Annotated in this window: 22 protein-coding genes; all 22 read left to right on the top strand. The window is 43.8% G+C overall.

Annotated elements, in window-relative coordinates; translation table 11 throughout:
* The 22 genes from fliM (at position 1) to tsf (ending at position 19,585) form a co-directional block, all read left to right on the top strand.
* A complete protein-coding gene (fliM, locus tag EV146_RS10290) occupies positions 1 to 999 on the top strand; it encodes a flagellar motor switch protein FliM (protein ID WP_132005522.1) in 999 nt (332 codons plus the stop codon).
* Positions 989 to 2,239 carry a flagellar motor switch phosphatase FliY gene (fliY, locus tag EV146_RS10285; RefSeq protein WP_132005519.1) on the top strand — a complete coding sequence of 417 codons (1,251 nt, stop codon included), beginning with the start codon at positions 989 to 991 and terminating at the stop codon, positions 2,237 to 2,239. Before fliM ends, fliY begins: the two co-directional genes overlap by 11 nt.
* 20 nt (positions 2,240 to 2,259) lie before the next feature.
* Positions 2,260 to 2,622 (top strand): response regulator, encoded by a 363-nt coding sequence (locus tag EV146_RS10280; protein ID WP_121609251.1) that lies wholly within the window; start codon positions 2,260 to 2,262, stop codon positions 2,620 to 2,622.
* Between the two features lie 31 nt (positions 2,623 to 2,653).
* Entirely contained in the window at positions 2,654 to 3,316 is a 663-nt protein-coding gene (locus EV146_RS10275) for a flagellar biosynthetic protein FliO (protein ID WP_241993883.1), read from the top strand.
* The gene (fliP, locus tag EV146_RS10270; protein WP_121609249.1) at positions 3,313 to 3,978 is read left to right on the top strand and encodes a flagellar type III secretion system pore protein FliP; all 666 of its coding nucleotides are present in this window, start codon (positions 3,313 to 3,315) and stop codon (positions 3,976 to 3,978) included. The genes EV146_RS10275 and fliP overlap by 4 nt, the downstream gene beginning before the upstream one ends.
* A 14-nt stretch (positions 3,979 to 3,992) precedes the next feature.
* Positions 3,993 to 4,262 (top strand): flagellar biosynthesis protein FliQ, encoded by a 270-nt coding sequence (gene fliQ / locus EV146_RS10265; RefSeq protein WP_121609248.1) that lies wholly within the window; start codon positions 3,993 to 3,995, stop codon positions 4,260 to 4,262.
* On the top strand, positions 4,259 to 5,041 hold the full coding sequence (gene fliR / locus EV146_RS10260) for a flagellar biosynthetic protein FliR (protein ID WP_132005513.1): 783 nt from the start codon (positions 4,259 to 4,261) through the stop codon (positions 5,039 to 5,041). The genes fliQ and fliR overlap by 4 nt, the downstream gene beginning before the upstream one ends.
* Positions 5,042 to 6,127, top strand: coding sequence for a flagellar biosynthesis protein FlhB (flhB, locus tag EV146_RS10255; protein WP_132005510.1), 1,086 nt, complete (start codon positions 5,042 to 5,044; stop codon positions 6,125 to 6,127).
* Positions 6,128 to 6,180: 53 nt separating this feature from the next.
* Entirely contained in the window at positions 6,181 to 8,217 is a 2,037-nt protein-coding gene (flhA, locus tag EV146_RS10250; RefSeq protein WP_132005507.1) for a flagellar biosynthesis protein FlhA, read from the top strand.
* Complete coding sequence (gene flhF / locus EV146_RS10245; protein WP_132005504.1) at positions 8,214 to 9,368, top strand: flagellar biosynthesis GTPase FlhF; 1,155 nt, start codon at positions 8,214 to 8,216, stop codon at positions 9,366 to 9,368. The genes flhA and flhF overlap by 4 nt, the downstream gene beginning before the upstream one ends.
* Positions 9,355 to 10,218 (top strand): MinD/ParA family protein, encoded by an 864-nt coding sequence (locus tag EV146_RS10240; protein ID WP_158287070.1) that lies wholly within the window; start codon positions 9,355 to 9,357, stop codon positions 10,216 to 10,218. Before flhF ends, EV146_RS10240 begins: the two co-directional genes overlap by 14 nt.
* Entirely contained in the window at positions 10,215 to 11,294 is a 1,080-nt protein-coding gene (locus tag EV146_RS10235; protein ID WP_132005498.1) for a protein-glutamate methylesterase/protein-glutamine glutaminase, read from the top strand. Before EV146_RS10240 ends, EV146_RS10235 begins: the two co-directional genes overlap by 4 nt.
* A 20-nt stretch (positions 11,295 to 11,314) precedes the next feature.
* On the top strand, positions 11,315 to 13,357 hold the full coding sequence (locus tag EV146_RS10230; RefSeq protein ID WP_132005495.1) for a chemotaxis protein CheA: 2,043 nt from the start codon (positions 11,315 to 11,317) through the stop codon (positions 13,355 to 13,357).
* A 54-nt stretch (positions 13,358 to 13,411) separates the two neighbouring features.
* Entirely contained in the window at positions 13,412 to 13,840 is a 429-nt protein-coding gene (locus EV146_RS10225) for a chemotaxis protein CheW (RefSeq protein ID WP_121613721.1), read from the top strand.
* Between the two features lie 28 nt (positions 13,841 to 13,868).
* Entirely contained in the window at positions 13,869 to 14,516 is a 648-nt protein-coding gene (locus tag EV146_RS10220; protein ID WP_121609241.1) for a chemotaxis protein CheC, read from the top strand.
* Complete coding sequence (locus EV146_RS10215) at positions 14,509 to 15,006, top strand: chemotaxis protein CheD (RefSeq protein ID WP_132005492.1); 498 nt, start codon at positions 14,509 to 14,511, stop codon at positions 15,004 to 15,006. The genes EV146_RS10220 and EV146_RS10215 overlap by 8 nt, the downstream gene beginning before the upstream one ends.
* Positions 15,007 to 15,023: 17 nt before the next feature.
* Complete coding sequence (locus EV146_RS10210; RefSeq protein ID WP_121609239.1) at positions 15,024 to 15,785, top strand: FliA/WhiG family RNA polymerase sigma factor; 762 nt, start codon at positions 15,024 to 15,026, stop codon at positions 15,783 to 15,785.
* Between the two features lie 13 nt (positions 15,786 to 15,798).
* Complete coding sequence (locus tag EV146_RS10205) at positions 15,799 to 16,170, top strand: flagellar assembly protein A (protein ID WP_132005489.1); 372 nt, start codon at positions 15,799 to 15,801, stop codon at positions 16,168 to 16,170.
* Positions 16,171 to 16,174: 4 nt separating this feature from the next.
* On the top strand, positions 16,175 to 17,164 hold the full coding sequence (locus EV146_RS10200; RefSeq protein WP_132005486.1) for a FapA family protein: 990 nt from the start codon (positions 16,175 to 16,177) through the stop codon (positions 17,162 to 17,164).
* Positions 17,165 to 17,186: 22 nt separating this feature from the next.
* Positions 17,187 to 17,693 (top strand): hypothetical protein, encoded by a 507-nt coding sequence (locus tag EV146_RS10195; RefSeq protein WP_132005483.1) that lies wholly within the window; start codon positions 17,187 to 17,189, stop codon positions 17,691 to 17,693.
* A gap of 152 nt (positions 17,694 to 17,845) precedes the next feature.
* Positions 17,846 to 18,559 carry a 30S ribosomal protein S2 gene (gene rpsB, locus EV146_RS10190; RefSeq protein WP_121609236.1) on the top strand — a complete coding sequence of 238 codons (714 nt, stop codon included), beginning with the start codon at positions 17,846 to 17,848 and terminating at the stop codon, positions 18,557 to 18,559.
* 141 nt (positions 18,560 to 18,700) lie between these two features.
* Positions 18,701 to 19,585 carry a translation elongation factor Ts gene (gene tsf, locus EV146_RS10185; RefSeq protein ID WP_132005480.1) on the top strand — a complete coding sequence of 295 codons (885 nt, stop codon included), beginning with the start codon at positions 18,701 to 18,703 and terminating at the stop codon, positions 19,583 to 19,585.
* Positions 19,586 to 19,729 lie beyond the last annotated feature (144 nt).

Genomic DNA, 19,729 nt, shown 5'->3' with positions numbered 1-19,729 from the left:
TTGTCGGGAGAAGTTCTGTCACAAAGTGAAATTGATGCCCTTTTATCCGCTTTGTCTACCGGGGAAATGGATGCAGAAGAATTAAAGAAAGAACAGAATGAAAGGCGGATCAAATCCTATGATTTTAGGAGGGCCCTCCGTTTTTCGAAAGACCAGATCCGCAGTTTGACAAGAATTCATGAGAATTTCGCCAGGCTGCTGACTACTTACTTTTCTGCGAAGCTTAGAACCTATGTCCATATCAGCGTCGCTTCAGCAGACCAGATACCGTATGAAGAATTCATCAGGTCCATCCCAAAGATGACCATCATGAACGTATATGAAGTTCCGCCGCTGGATGGACGGATTCTTATGGAAGTCAATCCAAATGTTGCTTATGCCATGCTTGACCGTTTGCTTGGCGGAAAAGGTACAAGCCATAACAAAGTAGATACACTAACAGAAATTGAAACAAAAATCATGTCAACCATGTTTGAACGGGCATTTGAAAATTTCAGTGATGCCTGGGATACAGTTGCTGAAATGGATCCGCAGCTTACAGAATTTGAGGTAAATCCCCAGTTTCTTCAAATGGTCTCACCAAATGAAACGGTTGTTGTGATTTCATTGAACACAACGATTGGTGAAACAAGCGGAATGATTAATATTTGTATCCCGCATGTTGTTCTTGAACCAATCCTTCCCAAGCTTTCGGTTCACTACTGGATGCAATCCGAAAAAAAGGAAAATCAGCCTCTGGAAAACGCATTCCTTGAAAAGGAAATTCAGAAAGCGGATGTGCCGATAATAGCCGAGCTTGGAACGTCAGAAATTTCCATAGAGGACTTCTTGATGCTTGATAAGGGGGATGTAATTGAATTAAACCAGCGGATAGACTCTCCGCTTATCCTCAAGGTTGGCGGTATTGCAAAATTTATTGGACAGCCAGGAAAAATGAACAAAAAAATGTCTATCCAGGTATTGGATACATTTAAGGGGGGAGACGAAGATGGTGAGTGACGAAATGCTTTCGCAAGAGGAAATAGATGCCTTATTAAGGGGCACCCAAAATGAAGAAAAGGAAGAGACCATAGAAATTCAGCAATATTTTTCTTTTATGGAACAGGATGCGCTGGGGGAAATAGGAAATATTTCTTTTGGAAGTTCGGCTACCGCACTTTCCACCCTGCTGAATCAGAAGGTGGAAATTACAACTCCATCGGTTTCTGTTGTTGATCGGAAGAAGCTGCCGCAAGAGTTTCCGGATCCCTATGTGGCCGTTCAGGTCCATTATACGGAGGGATTTCTTGGAAGCAATATGCTCGTCATACAGCAAAAAGATGCTGCAATTATCGCGGATCTAATGCTTGGCGGTGATGGGCAAAACCCGAGGGAGCTGCTGGATGAAATCCAGCTAAGTGCTGTTCAGGAAGCAATGAATCAGATGATGGGCTCGGCTGCTACCTCAATGTCTACGATATTCAGCAAACGTGTGGATATCTCGCCGCCGGCGATTGAACTGCTGGATGTTCTTGAAGGAAAAGGGACAGGTGCTATCCCGGATAATGATGTTTTAGTCAAAGTATCATTTTCCTTAAAGATTGGTACCTTAATTGACTCAAACATCATGCAGCTGTTTCCAATCAGCTTTGCCAAAAGCTTGGTGGATGAGCTCCTGAATCCTGGCCAAAGCCAGGAAACGGACCGGAACATAACCAGCCATAATGATGGATATGGAAGCAGTCCAAATAGGGATACAAGCGCTCAAAGCACGGAAAGTTATACTGGCAGCCCGGTTCAGGAGGGGGCTGCTGCACATGGAACCGGAGCGCATCAGCAGTACGCTGGTACAGAGGAGCCTGTCAGCCGGCATCACCAAGTGAACAGCCAGCATTTTGGCCCGCAGCATTACGGAAGTTCAGCTTCCCATATGCAGCAAGCTTCCGTTCAGCCGGCGGTGTTTTCTAATTTTGAAAACTTCCAGCCGAGGGGTACCGAAACAAAGAATCTTGATATGCTGATGGACATTCCATTGCAGGTAACCGTTGAGCTTGGCAGGACAAAACGTTCCGTCAAGGAAATCCTTGAACTGACTGCAGGTTCCATAATCGAATTGGACAAGCTTGCCGGGGAACCGGTAGATATCCTAGTCAATAATCGGCTTGTTGCTCAAGGGGAAGTAGTCGTGATTGATGAGAACTTCGGAGTTCGCCTGACGGACATCATCAGCCAAAGTGACCGCATTAAAAAACTGAGATAAGAATACAGGGGGAAATAAAGATGGCACATAGAATTCTAGTCGTTGATGACGCAGCATTTATGAGAATGATGATTAAGGATATTCTGACGAAGAATGGGTATGAAGTGGTAGCCGAAGCTGCTGATGGGGCGCAGGCAATCGAGAAATATAAAGAGTTCAGTCCAGACCTTGTGACGATGGATATTACAATGCCTGAGATGGATGGTATCAGCTCTCTGAAGGAGATTAAAAAGCTGAATCCGAATGCCAAGGTCATCATGTGCTCTGCGATGGGACAGCAGGCAATGGTTATTGATGCAATCCAGGCAGGGGCAAAGGACTTTATTGTTAAACCGTTTCAGGCAGACCGCGTAATTGAAGCGATTTCCAAGACATTGGCCTAAAATGAAACAAACTAAACAGAGGGTGCGAAATTTGTTCAGCGTAATACGTACTGTCCGGGTATTGCTCTTCATAATGGTTGCTCTGCTAAGCTCACAAAACTGGGTGCAGGCAGAGCAGCTGAATAATAGTGTTAAAGACTACCTGGAACATCCTGATGCATATGAAGATAAAAGTTCAAAGGAAAAGAATGAAAAGGTAGACCAGCAAGATGAAAAAACAGTCGGCGTTACATTCGGGGACTTTGCCCGAATGATTGCCGCGCTTGTATTTGTCGTAGGACTTCTATATTTTTTACTGAAATTTATCAACAAAAGAAGCATGACTTATAAAAGGTCACAGCTTGTTGAAAACCTGGGCGGAACCAGCCTTGGCGGCAACCGTTCCATCCAGGTTGTAAAAGCTGGCAATACATTATTGATTGTCGGTGTAGGAGAAAACATACAGCTTTTAAAAGAGATAGACAACCCTGAAGAATACCAGAATATAATTTCTGATCATAACAATAATATTGAACAGCTTATCCAGCCCGCGGATCTTTTTTCCAGGCTCTTGAGCCTGAAAAAGGATGTAAAGGATGAAAAAAAACAACCAGAAAAGTTCTCCCTGTTGCTTAAGTCGCAATTAGAAGATGTGAAAAACGGGAGGAAAAGGCTATTTGAAGAGATTGAGAAGAAAGGAACAGACTCACAATGAATGAATTTATGGAGTTTTTTAACAGCAGTGCCCCGGAAAATGTAAGCACTTCGGTTAAACTCATGCTCCTGCTGACTGTCCTTTCATTGGCGCCAAGCATTTTAATCCTTATGACAAGCTTTACCCGGATTATCATTGTTCTCTCGTTTGTGAGAACTGCTCTGGCGACTCAGCAAATGCCGCCAAACCAAGTATTAGTCGGGATTGCTTTATTTTTGACCTTCTTTATTATGGCTCCCACCTTCCAGGAGGTTAACGAACAAGCTTTAACCCCGCTATTTAATGAGGAAATTAATTTAGAACAGGCTTACGACCGTGCCTCGATCCCTTTTAAAGAGTTCATGAGTGCGAATACGAGGCAAAAGGACTTGGCTCTGTTCCTTGACTATATGCAGGCGGATGCACCGGAAACAGTGGAAGATATTCCATTGACCGCGCTTGTTCCGGCGTTTGCCATCAGTGAAATTAAGACAGCATTCCAAATTGGATTTATGATTTTTATACCTTTTTTAGTGATAGATATGGTAGTGGCGAGTGTCCTGATGTCCATGGGGATGATGATGCTTCCGCCAGTGATGATTTCCCTGCCTTTTAAAATCCTGCTGTTTGTTTTGGTAGATGGCTGGTATTTGGTAGTGAAATCTTTATTACAAAGTTTTTAAGCAGGTGATGATAAATGACGGCTGAATCGGTTATTTCAATAGCAGAACGAGGGATATATACAGTCATGATGATTTCCGGCCCGCTTTTGCTTCTCGCATTAGTTGTCGGGCTCATTATCAGTATCTTCCAGGCAACAACTCAAATACAGGAGCAAACACTCGCTTTTGTTCCTAAAATAGTGGCTGTATTAATCGGAGTTGTCTTTTTTGGCCCCTGGATGCTCAGCCATATGCTTTCATATGCCAATGAGATATTCTCGGATCTTACAAGGTTTGTAGGATGATATCAATTGAGATTCTTGAGGGATTTCCGGCTTTCCTGCTCGTTTTTGTAAGGGTGACCTCCTTTTTCCTGATGATGCCGCTATTTTCCTATCGCTCCATACCTGCTTCACATAAGATGGGACTGGGCTTTTTCCTTGCAGTCATCATGTTTTCGACCATTGAGGCACCTGTGCTTCAAATCGATAGAAAATATTTTTTATTGATCATCAAGGAAATCCTTGTTGGAGTTTTCATAGGATTTATAGCGTATCTTGTTTTATCTGCCATTCAGATTGCCGGAGGCCTGATAGACTTTCAAATGGGCTTCGCGATTGCAAATGTCATCGATCCCCAAACAGGTGCTCAAAGCCCGCTGACCGGACAATATTTATATACAATCGCTTTGCTGCTCCTGCTGGCAACAAATGGGCATCACCTGCTGCTTGATGGCATCTTTTACAGCTATCGGTTTATCCCAATTGAGCAGCTCTGGCTTCACTTTGGAAACGATAATGCCGCTGAATTTGTGCTCAGGTCTTTTAGCTCGATGTTCTTGATTGCCTTTCAGATGTCTCTGCCTCTGGTAGGGAGCCTTTTCCTCGTTGATGTTGCCTTAGGGATTGTCGCCAGGACTGTGCCTCAATTAAATATCTTTGTCGTCGGCATTCCGGTGAAAATAGGAGTCAGCTTTATCCTGCTCATTGCTGTAATGGGAATTTTAATGATGATGGTGACCGAGTTATTCCAAACAATGGCAATGACCATGAAAGGCCTTATGGAACTATTGGGAGGCAAGTAAATGAAATTACTATCTTTAGATCTTCAGTTCTTTGCCGGAGAAAAAACAGAAAAAGCCTCCCCTAAAAAAAGGCAGGATTCGCGGAAGAAGGGGCAGGTAGCCAAAAGCCAGGACGTTAATACGGCTGTCGGCCTTCTTTCAGTGTTTTTGTTTCTGATGTTTTTTGGACCGTTTATCACACAACACTTGCTAAAGCTTCTCAGGCATACTTTTCAAGAATATATGCTGCTGGATGTTACAGAAAAAAATGTGGAAATGGTCATGATGGAGATCTTTGCAGAAATCGGTTATATCCTTGGTCCGGTCCTCCTGATTGCATTGATTGGTGCTGCGGCTGCAAATTATGCGCAGATAGGAATCCTTTTTTCCTCCGAAGGGCTACAAATGAAACTTGAAAAGCTTAATCCGATTACAGGATTTAAACGCATTTTCTCCATTAGGGCGCTGGTAGAACTTCTGAAATCCATACTTAAAATCGGTTTTGTCGGTTTTGCAGCTTTTGCTGTCCTGTGGGGGAGCATGGATGAAGTTCTCAGCCTTGCAAATAAATCACTTGGCGGAGCGTTGGCAACCGTAGCCGGCCTAACGCTTAAAATGGGGCTTTTTGCTTCGGGTGCCCTGCTCTTTCTAAGTCTGCTGGATTATCTTTATCAAAAGTATGACTTTGAAAAGAGCATCCGAATGTCAAAGCAAGATCTTAAGGATGAATATAAAAATACCGAAGGGGACCCTGTCATCAAATCACGAATCAAGCAACGGCAGCGGGAAATGGCCATGCGAAGGATGATGCAGGAAGTTCCGAATGCCGATGTAATCATTACGAATCCAACCCATTTTGCCGTCGCGTTAAAGTATGATGAGCAAAAATCACATGCACCGATTGTTGTAGCAAAAGGAGTAGATTTGATTGCACAAAAGATCAAGCTGATCGCTAAAGAAAATGAGGTCATGACAGTCGAGAACAGGCCTTTGGCCAGGTCCCTGTACAGCCAGCTTGAAATTGGAGACAGCATTCCGGAAGAATTTTTCAAAGCAGTTGCCGAAATTTTGGCTTACGTCTATAGAACAAAGAATAAAGTGCTTTAATCATCGGCAATTGAATCCTTGCCGTTCAGATATGCTTTAAGGAGAGAAAGATTATGCGTGCAAGAGATTTAATTGTCTTAATAAGTGTGATATTAATCGTAGCAATGTTGATCATTCCGCTGCCATCGTGGCTGCTTAGCATCCTCATTATGATGAATATTACCCTGGCTTTGTTAGTCCTTCTGGTTTCAATGAATATGACAGAGCCGTTGCAGCTATCTGTATTTCCTTCATTGCTGCTTTTAATGACATTATTCAGGCTCGGGCTGAACGTTTCAACAACGAGGTCGATCCTTTCCCATGGCCATGCAGGCGGTGTCGTTGAAGTCTTCGGTTCCTTCGTAGTTGGAGGGAATGTTGTTGTGGGTATAGTCATATTCCTGATTCTAATTATTATTCAGTTTATCGTCATCACGAAAGGGTCCGAGCGTGTATCGGAAGTGGCGGCCCGCTTTACGCTGGACGCGATGCCAGGAAAACAGATGAGCATCGATGCCGATTTGAATGCAGGAATGATATCCGAACATGAAGCACGGGCACGCCGTGAGAAGGTCGGGAGAGAAGCTGATTTTTACGGTGCAATGGATGGGGCGAGCAAATTTGTCAAAGGAGATGCCATCGCCGGCATTATCATCGTTATGATCAACCTGATTGTCGGGATTGTGATTGGAATGATGCAGCAGGGACTGGGGATAGCAGAGGCTGCAAACCGATATTCCCTCCTGACAGTAGGAGACGGAATCGTCAGTCAGATTCCAGCCCTACTCATTACGACAGCAACAGGTATCGTGGTAACTCGCGCTGCTTCTGATGGCAACCTCGGGAGTGATATAACCTCCCAGCTGATGGCCTACCCCAAAATGCTGTATGTTGCAGGGGGGACGATTTTCCTGCTTGGGCTTTTCACGCCCATTCATGACATGCTTACCATCTCCATTGCTGCTCTCCTAGTATTTGGAGGCTATTCTTTCTCCAAGGTACCGGATGGTGAACCTCCTGATTTATCGGAAATGGAGGAGGAAATTCAGGCTGATGATATGAAAAGTCCGGAAAGTGTCGTCAATTTGCTTAATATTGACCCAATTGAATTTGAGTTTGGCTACGGTTTGATTCCTCTTGCTGATGCAAATCAGGGTGGGGACCTTCTGGACAGGATTGTCATGATCAGGCGCCAGCTGGCTATCGAACTTGGCCTGGTCATCCCGGTTGTACGCATCCGTGATAATATTCAGCTGCAGCCGAATGAGTACAGATTGAAAATTAAAGGCAGTGAAATGGCTCGGGGAGAAGTTCTTTTGGACCATTATCTTGCGATGAGCCCAGGGGTGGAAGATGAATCTGTCGAGGGAATTGATACGATTGAGCCTTCTTTCGGTTTGCCGGCTAAATGGATTACCGAGGATATGAAGGCTCAGGCGGAAATTTTTGGTTATACGGTTGTCGACCCTCCATCTGTGGTATCGACCCATATAACAGAAATTATAAAATCGAACGCAGGAGAACTTCTGGGAAGGCAGGAGACGAAACAGCTTATTGAACATCTCAAGGAGAGCTACCCAATTTTAGTTGAAGAGGTCACACCAAATCCTCTAACAATCGGGGAAATTCAAAAGGTGCTGGCAAAGCTTTTAAAAGAAAAAGTATCGGTTCGAAACCTGCCGGTCATTTTTGAGACCCTGGCTGACTTTGGGAAAATCACATCAGATACAGATGTTCTTGCTGAATATGTCCGTCAGGCACTTGCCAGGCAAATTACAAGCCAGTATGCAAACCCGGGTGACTCCCTGAAAGTGGTCACTCTTTCAGGGAGGGCTGAAAAGGTAATGGCGGAAGGTGTCCAGCAGACGGAGCATGGGAATTACTTATCGCTTGATCCAGCTGTTTCACAGCAAATTCTGGAATCCATTGCTTCACAGGTGGAGCAGCTAAGTCTAATGGAACAAACACCAATCATCCTCTGCTCTCCGGCAGTCAGGATGTATGTTCGCCAGCTGACAGAAAGATATTTTCCGCATATCCCAATCCTGTCATATAACGAACTTGAAGCAAATGTCGAAGTACAGAGTGTCGGGGTGGTGACAATCGAATGAAAATAAAAAAATATACTGCATCTTCTATGCCTGCAGCTATGAAACAGGTTCGGGAAGAGCTTGGCGGTGACGCTGTGATCCTGAATTCAAGAATAATCCATTTTGGAGGAGTTTTTGGTCTATTCCGGAAAAAGGGGATTGAAGTCCTAGCTGCTGTCGATCCCATTCAGGAGCATAGCACGGCTTCTGCGAGGGTACCTGATAAAATAACAATTTCAAAATCAGCTGCCAAGATAATGAAGGATCAGCAAATCCCTGAGGAGAAAGAATCCAAAATTCTTCAGGAGATTAGTGAACTCAAAGCGTTGATGAGAACGCAGACAGAAACCGGCCGGCCTGTCTCGATTTTGCCAAATCCTCTCCAAACACTTGCTGCTTTTCTGAAGAAACAGGAAATAGACTATAAGATCAGAGAAGAGCTCCTTGCTTCAGTTCTTGGCACCTGGTATCGGACAGGGGCCAATGCATCTGCGTCCGAAGTTGAAAACTGGGCAAAGGAAGCTATTGAGAAAAGACTATCGGGCATGTCGTATGGCGGGGTGTCATTTAAGAAGAAATACGTAAACGTAATCGGCCCTACCGGGGTTGGCAAGACTACTACACTTGCCAAGATTGCCGCAGAGTGTGTTCTAAACCATCAAAAAAAAGTTGCTTTTATTACGACAGATACCTACCGGATAGGTGCAATTGAACAATTGAAAACCTATGCAAATATACTTGGTGTTCCAATAGAAGTATGCTATAGCAAAGAGGATTTTAAAGCTGCGGCTGACAAATTTCATGAATATGATGTTGTGCTGATTGACACCGCCGGGAGAAATTTCCGAAATCGGAAGTATGTAGATGACCTGAAACAGATCATCGATTTTGACAGGGAAATGGAAACCTTTCTGGTCCTGTCCCTAACTGCCAAACAGCTTGATATGGAGGAAATCTGCAAGCAATTTTCCCTGGTGCCAATCGACAAATTTATTTTTACAAAGACGGATGAAACATCTGTTTATGGAGCTTTGATCAATCTTCCAGAAAAGTTTTCAAGAGGGATTGCCTATTTGTCGAATGGCCAGGATGTTCCAGATGATCTACTGTCAGCTGAACCGGCGCAAATTGCTAAATTATTGTTTGGAGACGGAAAAGATGGATCAAGCTAATCAATTGAGAGAACGACTGAGAGAACAAGCTAGTCTGAGAACAGCCAAGACGATTGCAGTCATTAGCGGTAAAGGCGGGGTTGGAAAATCTAATATCTCTTTAAATTTTTCAATCGGGCTAAAAAGGAAAGGTTATCGTATTCTGCTGTTTGATTTAGATATTGGAATGGGAAATATCGAGATATTAATGGGAAGGTCTTCGCCTCTATCGATTGCAGACTACTTTGCCGGAACGGCGGGAATCAGGGACCTTTTTACGGAAGGCCCTGAAGGAATCCAGTATATTTCAGGAGGGACGGGTCTAAACCAGCTGGTGAAGCTGGATTCTGAGTCTGTATCAACATTTATTGATGATTTAAAGAGCGTTTGGGTGGAATATGATTATGTCATTTTCGACATGGGTGCAGGAATGAACGAAGAAACAATGAATCTATTGCTGGCTGTCAATGAAATGATTGTTGTCACCACTCCTGAACCAACAGCCATTATGGATGCCTATGCTGCTATTAAGTATATTCATATGAATGACAGGGACATCCCCTTTTCAATTATTGTCAATCGGGCCAGGCCGGGAAGAGAGGGAAGAGAGACTCTCGATCGGCTGGAGGATGTTTTAGTGAAGTTTCTTGGGAAAAAACCGGTGAAGCTGGGTGTACTTCCAGAAGATACCCATGTGTTCCAGGCTGTAAGGAAGCAGGTTCCCTTTATCCTCGAGTGTCCCAAAGCGCCGATTACCCAGGAGCTCGAAACTCTCATAGCCCGTTTCGAGAACAGACAATCTTATCAGGCTGCTCCCGAGCACTTTTTTGTGAAATTAAAGCGGCTGTTTGAAAAGAAGTGGCAAGTATGAAAAAGATTGGAGTATTAGTAGTCGACGATTCGGCATTCATGAGAAAGCTCATTACCGATTTCCTGTCTCAGCACCCCGAGATCGTGGTGGTGGGCACAGCGCGAAATGGAGAAGAAGCAGTTAAAAAATTAAAGGACTTGAATCCTGATGTCATGACTCTGGATGTGGAGATGCCTGGTCTAACCGGGCTGGAAGTATTAAAGATCGTCATGGCCGAACAGCCTGTGCCAGTCATTATGTTATCGAGTACAACAAATCAGGGTGCAGAGAATACCTTGCAGGCCATTCAGTATGGAGCAGTGGATTTCATTGCAAAGCCCTCGGGTTCTATTTCAATGGACCTTTATAAAATAAAAGAGGAACTGACAGCTAAGGTCATTTCGGCAAGCAAAGCCAACATGAAAAGAATCGGGTTAACAGTTAACAAGAAGGTATCTCCTCTCAAGCCAGAGGTTAAACCAGTCAAAAAGGAGCTTTCTCCTGCTCATGAAAGTTTGGGCTTAAATTCGAAAAAGTTGATATGTATTGGCACCTCGACAGGAGGACCAAGGGCACTGCAGGAGGTCTTAACTAAATTGCCCGGTAATTTGCCTGTTCCTGTCCTTGTGGTCCAGCACATGCCAGCAGGGTTCACCAAGTCCCTGGCAAGCAGGCTTGATTCCTTGAGCAGCATCCATGTGAAAGAAGCGGAGGATGGGGAAATTCTTCAAAAAGGGACTGCGTACATTGCACCGGGAGGGTTTCATATGCTTGTAAAGCCTATGGGCACGGCCACCACAGTAATGCTGGAAACTAGTGAGCCGAGAAATGGACATCGTCCGTCTGTGGACGTCCTGTTTGAGTCGGTCAGCCAATTCAATCATTTTTCCTGTATTGCTGTTGTCATGACAGGCATGGGGAGCGACGGGGCAAAGGGGCTTGAAAAATTAAAATCTTCAGGAAGAGCGAAGGCCATCGCTGAATCAGAACAGACATCTGTTGTATTCGGCATGCCAAAGGCAGCAATTGCAACCGGAAAAGTGGATGAAATTAAGGAAGTACAACAAATCGCGGAAGCAATTATGGCCTACATATGAGCCCAGGGGGATAAATGGAAATGGAAATCAATCAATACCTAGAAGTTTTTATAGAGGAGAGTAAAGAGCATCTTCAAGCATGCAACATGAATTTGCTTGAGCTGGAGAAAAATCCTTCCGATCTGCTCATCGTGAATGAGATTTTTCGTTCAGCCCATACGCTAAAAGGAATGTCAGCAACTATGGGTTATGAAGACCTGGCAAGCCTTACGCACCAAATGGAAAATGTGCTGGATGAAATCAGGAATGGCAATTTGATTGTGACTCCGGAGATTCTCGATATTGTATTTCTTGCAGTTGACCACTTGGAGGAAATGGTTGAATCAATTGCTTCAGGCGGTGATGGGAAATTGGATGTTACTGCAACAGTAGAAAAATTGCACAGGATTGAAACGGGTAACCAGGATGATGGATCCTTTGAGGAAACTGCTGCTGCCGTAGCTGAAGCGCCTCCCTTTGCAAAAGACGGCTGCCCTTCTTATGAATTTGATGAATTTGAACGAACCGTCATCCGGCAGTCAAAAGAGCAGGGATTCGAAGCTTATAATGTCCAGGTTTCTCTTCGGCAGGATTGTCTGTTAAAAGCGGCTCGGGTTTACATGGTTTTTGAGGTGTTTGAACAATCAGGTGAAGTAATAAAATCTCTTCCTTCTGTTGATAAGCTCGAAGAAGAACAATTTGACAGCGACTTCACTGTCATTCTTCTTTCCACGGAAAATAAAGAGGAAATCAAAAGAAAACTGCTAAACGTGGCAGAGGTAGAAAATGTAGAGATAAACTCCATCCTGCTTCTCGAAGACTTTCCGGAAAAAACAGAGACCAGCGATGAGGAAAAAAAAGCTTCCGAGCTATCTGATTCTTCTGGCTCCGCGGATAAATCTGAAGATAAGAAAGGTATGAAGCCACTAAATTCCAATAAGACCATACGTGTCAACATTGAACGACTTGATATTCTGATGAACCTTTTTGAGGAACTTGTGATTGATCGGGGCAGACTTGAACAAATCTCACGGGACCTCAGTAACAGCGAGCTTAATGAAACGGTCGAACATATGTCGCGAATATCAGGTGATCTGCAAAATATCATTTTAAATATGCGCATGGTTCCGGTGGAAACAGTATTCAACAGATTTCCTCGTATGATCCGCCAGCTTGCACGGGATCTTAATAAGAAAATTAAGCTTGAAATCACCGGTGCTGATACCGAACTGGATCGAACGGTTATCGATGAAATCGGCGATCCCCTCGTCCATTTGCTCCGGAATTCAGTTGATCATGGTATTGAAACTCCCGAAATCAGGGCTGCAAATGGCAAGGAGGAAGAAGGGACTGTAGTTCTTCGTGCCTACCATAGCGGAAACCATGTCTTTATTGAAATTGAAGATGATGGTGCCGGCATTAATAGAGATAGAGTGTTGAAAAAGGCAGTCAGCAAAGGAATCCTGTCAGAGGAAGCAGGTGAGGCACTAACGGATAAACAAGTGTATGAGCTTCTATTTTCATCAGGGTTTTCTACTGCGGAGCAGATTTCGGATATCTCTGGACGAGGTGTTGGTCTGGATGTAGTTAAAAACACGATTGAATCACTTGGCGGTGAAATTTCCATTGAATCAACAGAGCATAAAGGGACCATTTTTTCCGTCCAGCTTCCGTTGACCCTGTCCATTATTTCCGTGATGTTAATTGAAACGGGCAAGGAAAAATTTGCTATCCCGCTGTCGTCCATTATTGAAACGGCGATTATAAAAAAAGCTGAAATTTTGAATGCCCATGATCAAAAGGTGATTGATTTTAGAGGGAAAGTGGTTCCGCTGCTGTTTATGAAGGAGATTTTCCAGGTCCCCGGAAAAGAAGATGAAAATAAAAATGTATGTTCTGTCCTGATTGTCAGAAAAGGTGAAAAAATGGCCGGTCTTGTGGTAGATTCATTCATTGGACAGCAGGAAGTGGTCTTAAAACCGCTGGGGAACTACCTGACAAATGTATTTGCCATTTCCGGTGCAACCATCCTGGGAGACGGCCAGGTTGCACTGATCGTGGACTGCAATGCATTAATAAAATAGATGAAATCACAAGCTATTCGCTTTATAGCTCAGGAGGAGAATGAAATGGCTGATATGCCAATGCTAAAGGTAATTGTTTTTCAATTGACGGATAAAGAATATGCTATACCTGTCAGTGAAGTAAAAGGGATTGAAAAGCTTCACCCGATCACAAGGATTCCGCGTACATCACCTTTCGTTAAAGGGGTCATCAATCTGCGTGGCGTTGTGACGCCTATCATCGACTTAAGGCTTCGCCTGGGGCTTGAAGAAGAAGAGTATGGTGATCATACAAGACTGATCATTGTCATGGCCGAGGATAAAGAGGTCGGACTTATTGTAGATGCAGCCAATGATGTAATGGATATTCCGCTTGAGGCAATCGAGCCGCCTCCAGAAATCATCGGCAGTACGACTGCTGAATACATCAGTGGAGTAGCAAAGCTTGAAAAGAGGCTGCTGATTATGATTAATCTTGAAAGCATTGTTGATACAGAAAAATAAAATCGGATAAAGGATAAGTAAAAATATTATGTTGTCTATCAATGAAATATCCGATCTCAAGCTTGATATATTAAAAGAAATTGGGAATATTGGAGCGGGACACGCAGCAACATCTCTTTCTGCCCTGCTTAATAGAAAAATAGATATGAGGGTGCCGGGTGCACGCATTGTTTCATTTGAAGAAATGATGAATCTTGCCGGAGGGGCAGAAACTGTTGTAGCTTCGATATTTCTGCGTATTGAAGGGGATGCGCCCGGAAGCATGTTCTTTATCCTTTCAATAGCCCAGGCCGAGAGATTTGTCCAGCAGCTGCTTGGGGACAAGAGTTTTACACTGGCGGAACCACCTTATGATGAATTGGGGGTATCTGCATTCAAAGAATTAGGAAATATCCTGTCAGGCTCTTACCTTACTGCCCTTTCTGAATTTACAAAGCTTTCCCTTTATCCTTCTGTTCCCGGAGTGGGGATCGACATGGCTGGGGCTATCATTAGCTATGGGCTGCTTGAGATTTCGCAAACAAGCGATTTTGCCATTGTTATTGACACAATTTTGAAGGAAGAGGATACAGAAAACAATCCTGCAGGGGATGTTAAGGGACATTTTTTCCTGCTGCCTGACCCTGAATCATTTGAAATCATCTTTCAGTCGCTAGGGGTTACTTCGAATGACTAGTGTTCTTAATATTGTAAAAGTCGGGATTGCGGACCTGAACATAGTTAAAGCCCCCGATCTCATTCGTACAACTGGACTCGGTTCGTGTGTGGGGGTTGTCATCTATGATAAAGCACGCAGGATTGCAGGGATGGCCCATGTGATGCTGCCTGATTCAGCCTTGGGGAAACAAGGGCTAATGAATAAAGCAAAATATGGGGACACCGCTGTCAAGGAGCTCACTGAAATATTGGTCGCAAACGGTGCAAGGCTGGCAGCCCTCCAGGCTAAACTGGCAGGAGGAGCGCAGATGTTCCAATTCTCCGGCAGCAGTGATGTCCTCAGGATTGGCCCTAGGAATGTGGAGTCTGTCCTCCTTGCTCTGAAAAAACTGAACATCCCTGTAACCGGACAGGACGTAGGAGGAAATAACGGGAGAACGATCGAGTTCTCACCGGAAACTTGTATTCTATCTATCAGGACAATAAACAAAGGAAACAGTGAACTGTAAGGAGAAGGAGGATTCGCATGGTACATGCATCAACATCCGATGAAAAGGCCATTTGGGATGGCTGGGTCCAAACCCGTAATCCAGAGGCAGGAAATCTGCTAATAAAAAAATATATGCCCCTAGTCTCCTATCATGTTCAAAGGATATCCGTCAGCCTGCCTAAAAGTGTTTCGCGGGATGAACTCAAAAGCCTTGGGATGATTGGGCTGTACGATGCGCTGGAAAGGTTTGAACCCGACCGTGATTTAAAATTCGATACTTATGCGTCTTTCCGCATCCGCGGAGCCATCCTCGACGGTCTTCGCAAAGAGGACTGGCTCCCCCGGAGCACCAGGGAAAAAGCAAAAAAGATTGAATCCGCGATTGAAAGACTTGAACAGAGGTATCAGAGAAATGTGACTTCAGAAGAAATTGCTGCTGAACTGGATATGGAAGAAGGAGACATTCATACTGTGATGAACGAACACTTCTTTGCCAATGTACTGTCTATCGATGAACAGCCAGGTGATGATGAAAGGGAAAACCATTCCTTTGTAGTAAAAGACACGAGCACACCCACTCCGGAAGAGACAGTATTGAAAACAGAAATGCTTAAGGAAATGGCTTCCGTCATCTCCCACCTGAATGAGAAAGAACAGCTTGTACTCAGCTTGTTTTACAGGGAAGAACTCACTTTGACCGAAATAGGACAGGTAATGGGTTTATCTACATCTAGAATATCCCAAATTCATTCTAAATCTCTTTTTAAACTGAGAAGTTTACTCGAAAAGGCTTTATAGGGGCAGCAAAACGATGGAAAAGCCGTTTCAAGCCCGTTTATCAAAGGATGGACTTTCAGCCAGCCTGGTCTGGAGGGCCAAAGAGGCAAAGGATTTCTCGGAGGAAGAAATCAGGCATTTTCTACTAGAAGAGAATGTCGTCTATGGAATAAAACAGGATGCAGTCGAAACTATTTTGAAGAATTCGCTTTCGTTTGGAGAAGCTATTCTGATTGCTGAAGGAAAACGGTCATTGCCAGGTACCGACGCCTATTTGCGAAAGGAATGGTTACAAAGTCAACATGCTGGAACGGATCAATTCGATTTTCGAAATATCCTTACTATACCCTCAATAAAGAAAGGTCAGCTGCTTGCAACAGCAATCCCCCCCGGGCAACGGGACTGAAGGCATGACAGTTTCTGGGAAACCAATCCCTGCCCGGAAAGGGAAACGGCTTAAAATCAAGCCGGGCAATCATGTTTTGGTAAATGGGAGCTCGTTGTATGCGGCCATCGATGGCCTGGTAAGCATCACTCACAATTCTGTTTCAGTGAATCCCATATATGAAGTGGACGGAAATCTCGATCTTAGGACAGGGAATTTGAACTTTCCAGGTTCAATTGTGATCAGGGGGAATGTTCCGGGAGGCTACGTGCTGAAGGCCGGCGGGGATATTATTATTTCCGGAATGGCAGAAGGGTCGACCGTAAAAGCTGGTGGGAACATCCATGTGGCCGGAGGAATAGCAGGCGGAAATAAAGGGAGTTATGCCTCTGGGGGGAATATCCGGGCGGCATACCTGAATCAGGCCGAGGTCATTGCATCTGGTGATGTAATGATTGATTCTTATATCCTGAACAGTAGAGTTATGGCAGGCGGCTCAATCAATTGTCCAGACGGGAAAGCAGTTGGAGGGATCCTTACTTCCGGAAGAAATATATTATGCAAGGACCTGGGAAACCGACTTTATGCAAAGACAGAAGTGGCAATCGGCTGGGATCCTCTGCTTGAAAAACAGCGTAAAGTGCTCTATAAAGAGAGACAGGCGGCAAAAGAAAGTTTGGTGAAAATAGATATCATTGAAGCGAAACTTCTTGAAGCGGTCCACCAGGCAATGAGGATGACAGATGAGAAAGCCAGGCTGCTGTCTAAACAGCGTGCAACCAGACAACAGCTTGAGGGCCACATCAGACTGATTGAGAATCAGCTGGAAGAAATTAATGTGGAGCAAAAGGAAAATATGAAGTCAATCCTTTCTGTAAGGGGCACAATTTACCCTAATACAAAGGTTTATTTTGGCAGATACTCGTATAAGGTGAATCAGTTATTTTCATCTGTCCAATTCCATTTGGATAAAAGTGAGATCATCATCAAGCCGATTCAAATTTTTCCCGGCTAAGGGAATGGAAGGATGGGGTGGAATGACCACAATCCTGTTACTATTAAGCTTTCTGCTTAACATTGTCATTATATTTGCGATTATAGTTTTATACTTAAGGCAGAATCGTCTTTTACAATCAGAGAAAAAACAAGAAAAAATGATCAGTGAATTTGAGGAGCTTTTTTCCGGGTATTTGTTTGAAATGAAAGAAGAGAACGATCAATTCCTCCAAAAAATGAATTCTATTGATTCTAAAGATGGCAAAAAAGAAACAAAGGAACCAGTTCCCAAAAAAGGAAAGGTCAGCTACCGAATGGTGCAGGATGCCTACGCCCCTAAACAACAGCAAGAAGCATTATTTGAAAACGGCGGCGGGGGGGAAGAGCATGTTCCTGAATCAAAGGGAAAAAATGCTGCAGGGGAATCCTCCCTTTTAAACCGAATCCAGGATCTTAAAAGAGAGGGAGACTCTATTGACGAGATTGCCAAGAAACTGGGTAAAGGAAAGACGGAAATCGAGCTGCTTTTAAAATTTCAAAAGAATTAATGGTATTACTTGATTGTCATTTTTACTTATGCTATATTATTAAACGGTGTTAATACACACGGCTATGGATTTGAGCGAATGGTGCTGTTTCGGCAGTTCTCGCTTAAAGATGAAATGGCCGGAGGAAAACAAACCATTAGGAGGAAAAAAACATGTCAGTAATTTCTATGAAGCAATTGCTTGAAGCTGGTGTACACTTCGGTCACCAGACTCGCCGCTGGAACCCTAAGATGAAGAAATATATCTTCACAGAGCGTAACGGCATCTACATCATCGACCTTCAAAAAACAGTTAAGAAAGTGGAAGAAGCTTATAACTGGGTGAAGGAACTTGCTGGTGAAGGCGGAACAGTACTTTTCGTTGGAACTAAGAAACAAGCTCAAGATTCCGTTAAGGAAGAAGCTCAGCGTTCCGGAATGTACTATGTTAACCAACGCTGGTTGGGTGGAACTTTAACAAACTTCGAAACAATCCAAAAGCGTATTGCACGCCTTAAAGATATCGAGAGAATGGCTGAAGATGGTACTTTTGAAGTACTTCCTAAGAAAGAAGTTGTTCAACTAAGAAAAGAGCAAGAACGCTTAGAAAAATTCTTGGGTGGAATTAAAGATATGAAGGGCCTTCCAGATGCTCTTTTCATCATCGACCCACGCAAAGAGCGTATTGCGGTTGCTGAAGCACGCAAATTGAACATTCCTATCGTTGGTATCGTTGATACAAACTGCGATCCGGACGAAATCGATGTTGTTATTCCTGCGAATGACGATGCAATCCGTGCTGTTAAACTTCTAACTGGTAAAATGGCGGATGCTATCCTTGAAGCAAAGCAGGGAGAAGAAACTGCTGAAGCTGTTGTTGAAGCTTAATAGTAGTTTTTTGAGCTAGAATGGGGAAAGGTGATATAGGGATGCCCTTTATCACCTTTTTTTCAAGTTTAAATATGGTTCATTTTAGTAAAAATATGGTATAGGTACATAACCACTCAATTTAAAGGAGGATATAACATTATGGCAATTACTGCACAAATGGTTAAAGAACTTCGTGAAAAAACTGGTGCTGGCATGATGGACTGCAAGAAAGCTCTTCAAGAAGTAGATGGAGATATGGAAAAAGCAATTGACTTCCTTCGTGAAAAAGGAATCGCTAAAGCTGCTAAAAAAGGCGACCGCATCGCGGCAGAAGGTCTTGTATCAATCGTTGCTGAAGGCAACGAAGCAGTTATCTTTGAAGTGAACTCCGAGACAGACTTCGTTGCAAAGAACGAAGGCTTCCAAACTCTTGTTAAAGAATTGGGAGAGCATATTCTTAAGAACAAGCCGGCTTCTGTTGAAGAAGCAACTGCTCAGACGATGGAAAATGGTGCAACAGTAGAAGCTCATATTAATGCTGCTATTGCTAAAATTGGAGAAAAACTTTCTCTTCGCCGTTTTGAAATCAAAACAAAGACAGATACTGATGCATTTGGTGCTTATCTTCATATGGGCGGACGCATTGGTGTTCTGACAGTTATTGAAGGAACTACCGACGAAGCAGCTGCAAAAGATGTTTCTATGCACATTGCAGCCATCAACCCTAAGTATGTATCTCGTGACGAAGTTTCTGCTGAAGAAGTAGAGCGTGAGCGCCAGGTTCTTACACAGCAGGCACTTAACGAAGGCAAGCCTGAAAACATCGTTGCCAAGATGGTTGAAGGCCGCTTAAGCAAGTACTTTGAAGATGTTTGCCTATTAGATCAGACTTTCGTTAAAAACCCTGACCAAAAAGTGCGCCAGTTTGTTGAATCAAAAGGCGGCACTGTTCGTGAATTCGTACGTTACGAAGTTGGCGAAGGAATCGAAAAGCGTGAAGACAATTTCGCTGAAGAAGTAATGAGCCAAGTCAACAAAAAATAATTCATATACGCTGCAAATCTTAAATGATTCCAGGGAACACATTGTGTTCCCTGTTTTTGGAACTGAGCATTTCAGTGACAGGTTCCGGTGCCTCCATGGCACAAGCACTTTTAATCTAGTTCCAGCGCCTAGCCCCTCGGGGTC

Source organism: Mesobacillus foraminis, assembly GCF_004340465.1.
In the GTDB taxonomy this organism is placed as follows: Bacteria; Bacillota; Bacilli; order Bacillales; family Cytobacillaceae; genus Mesobacillus_B; species Mesobacillus_B foraminis.
This window is presented reverse-complemented; position numbering and strand designations above follow the sequence as displayed.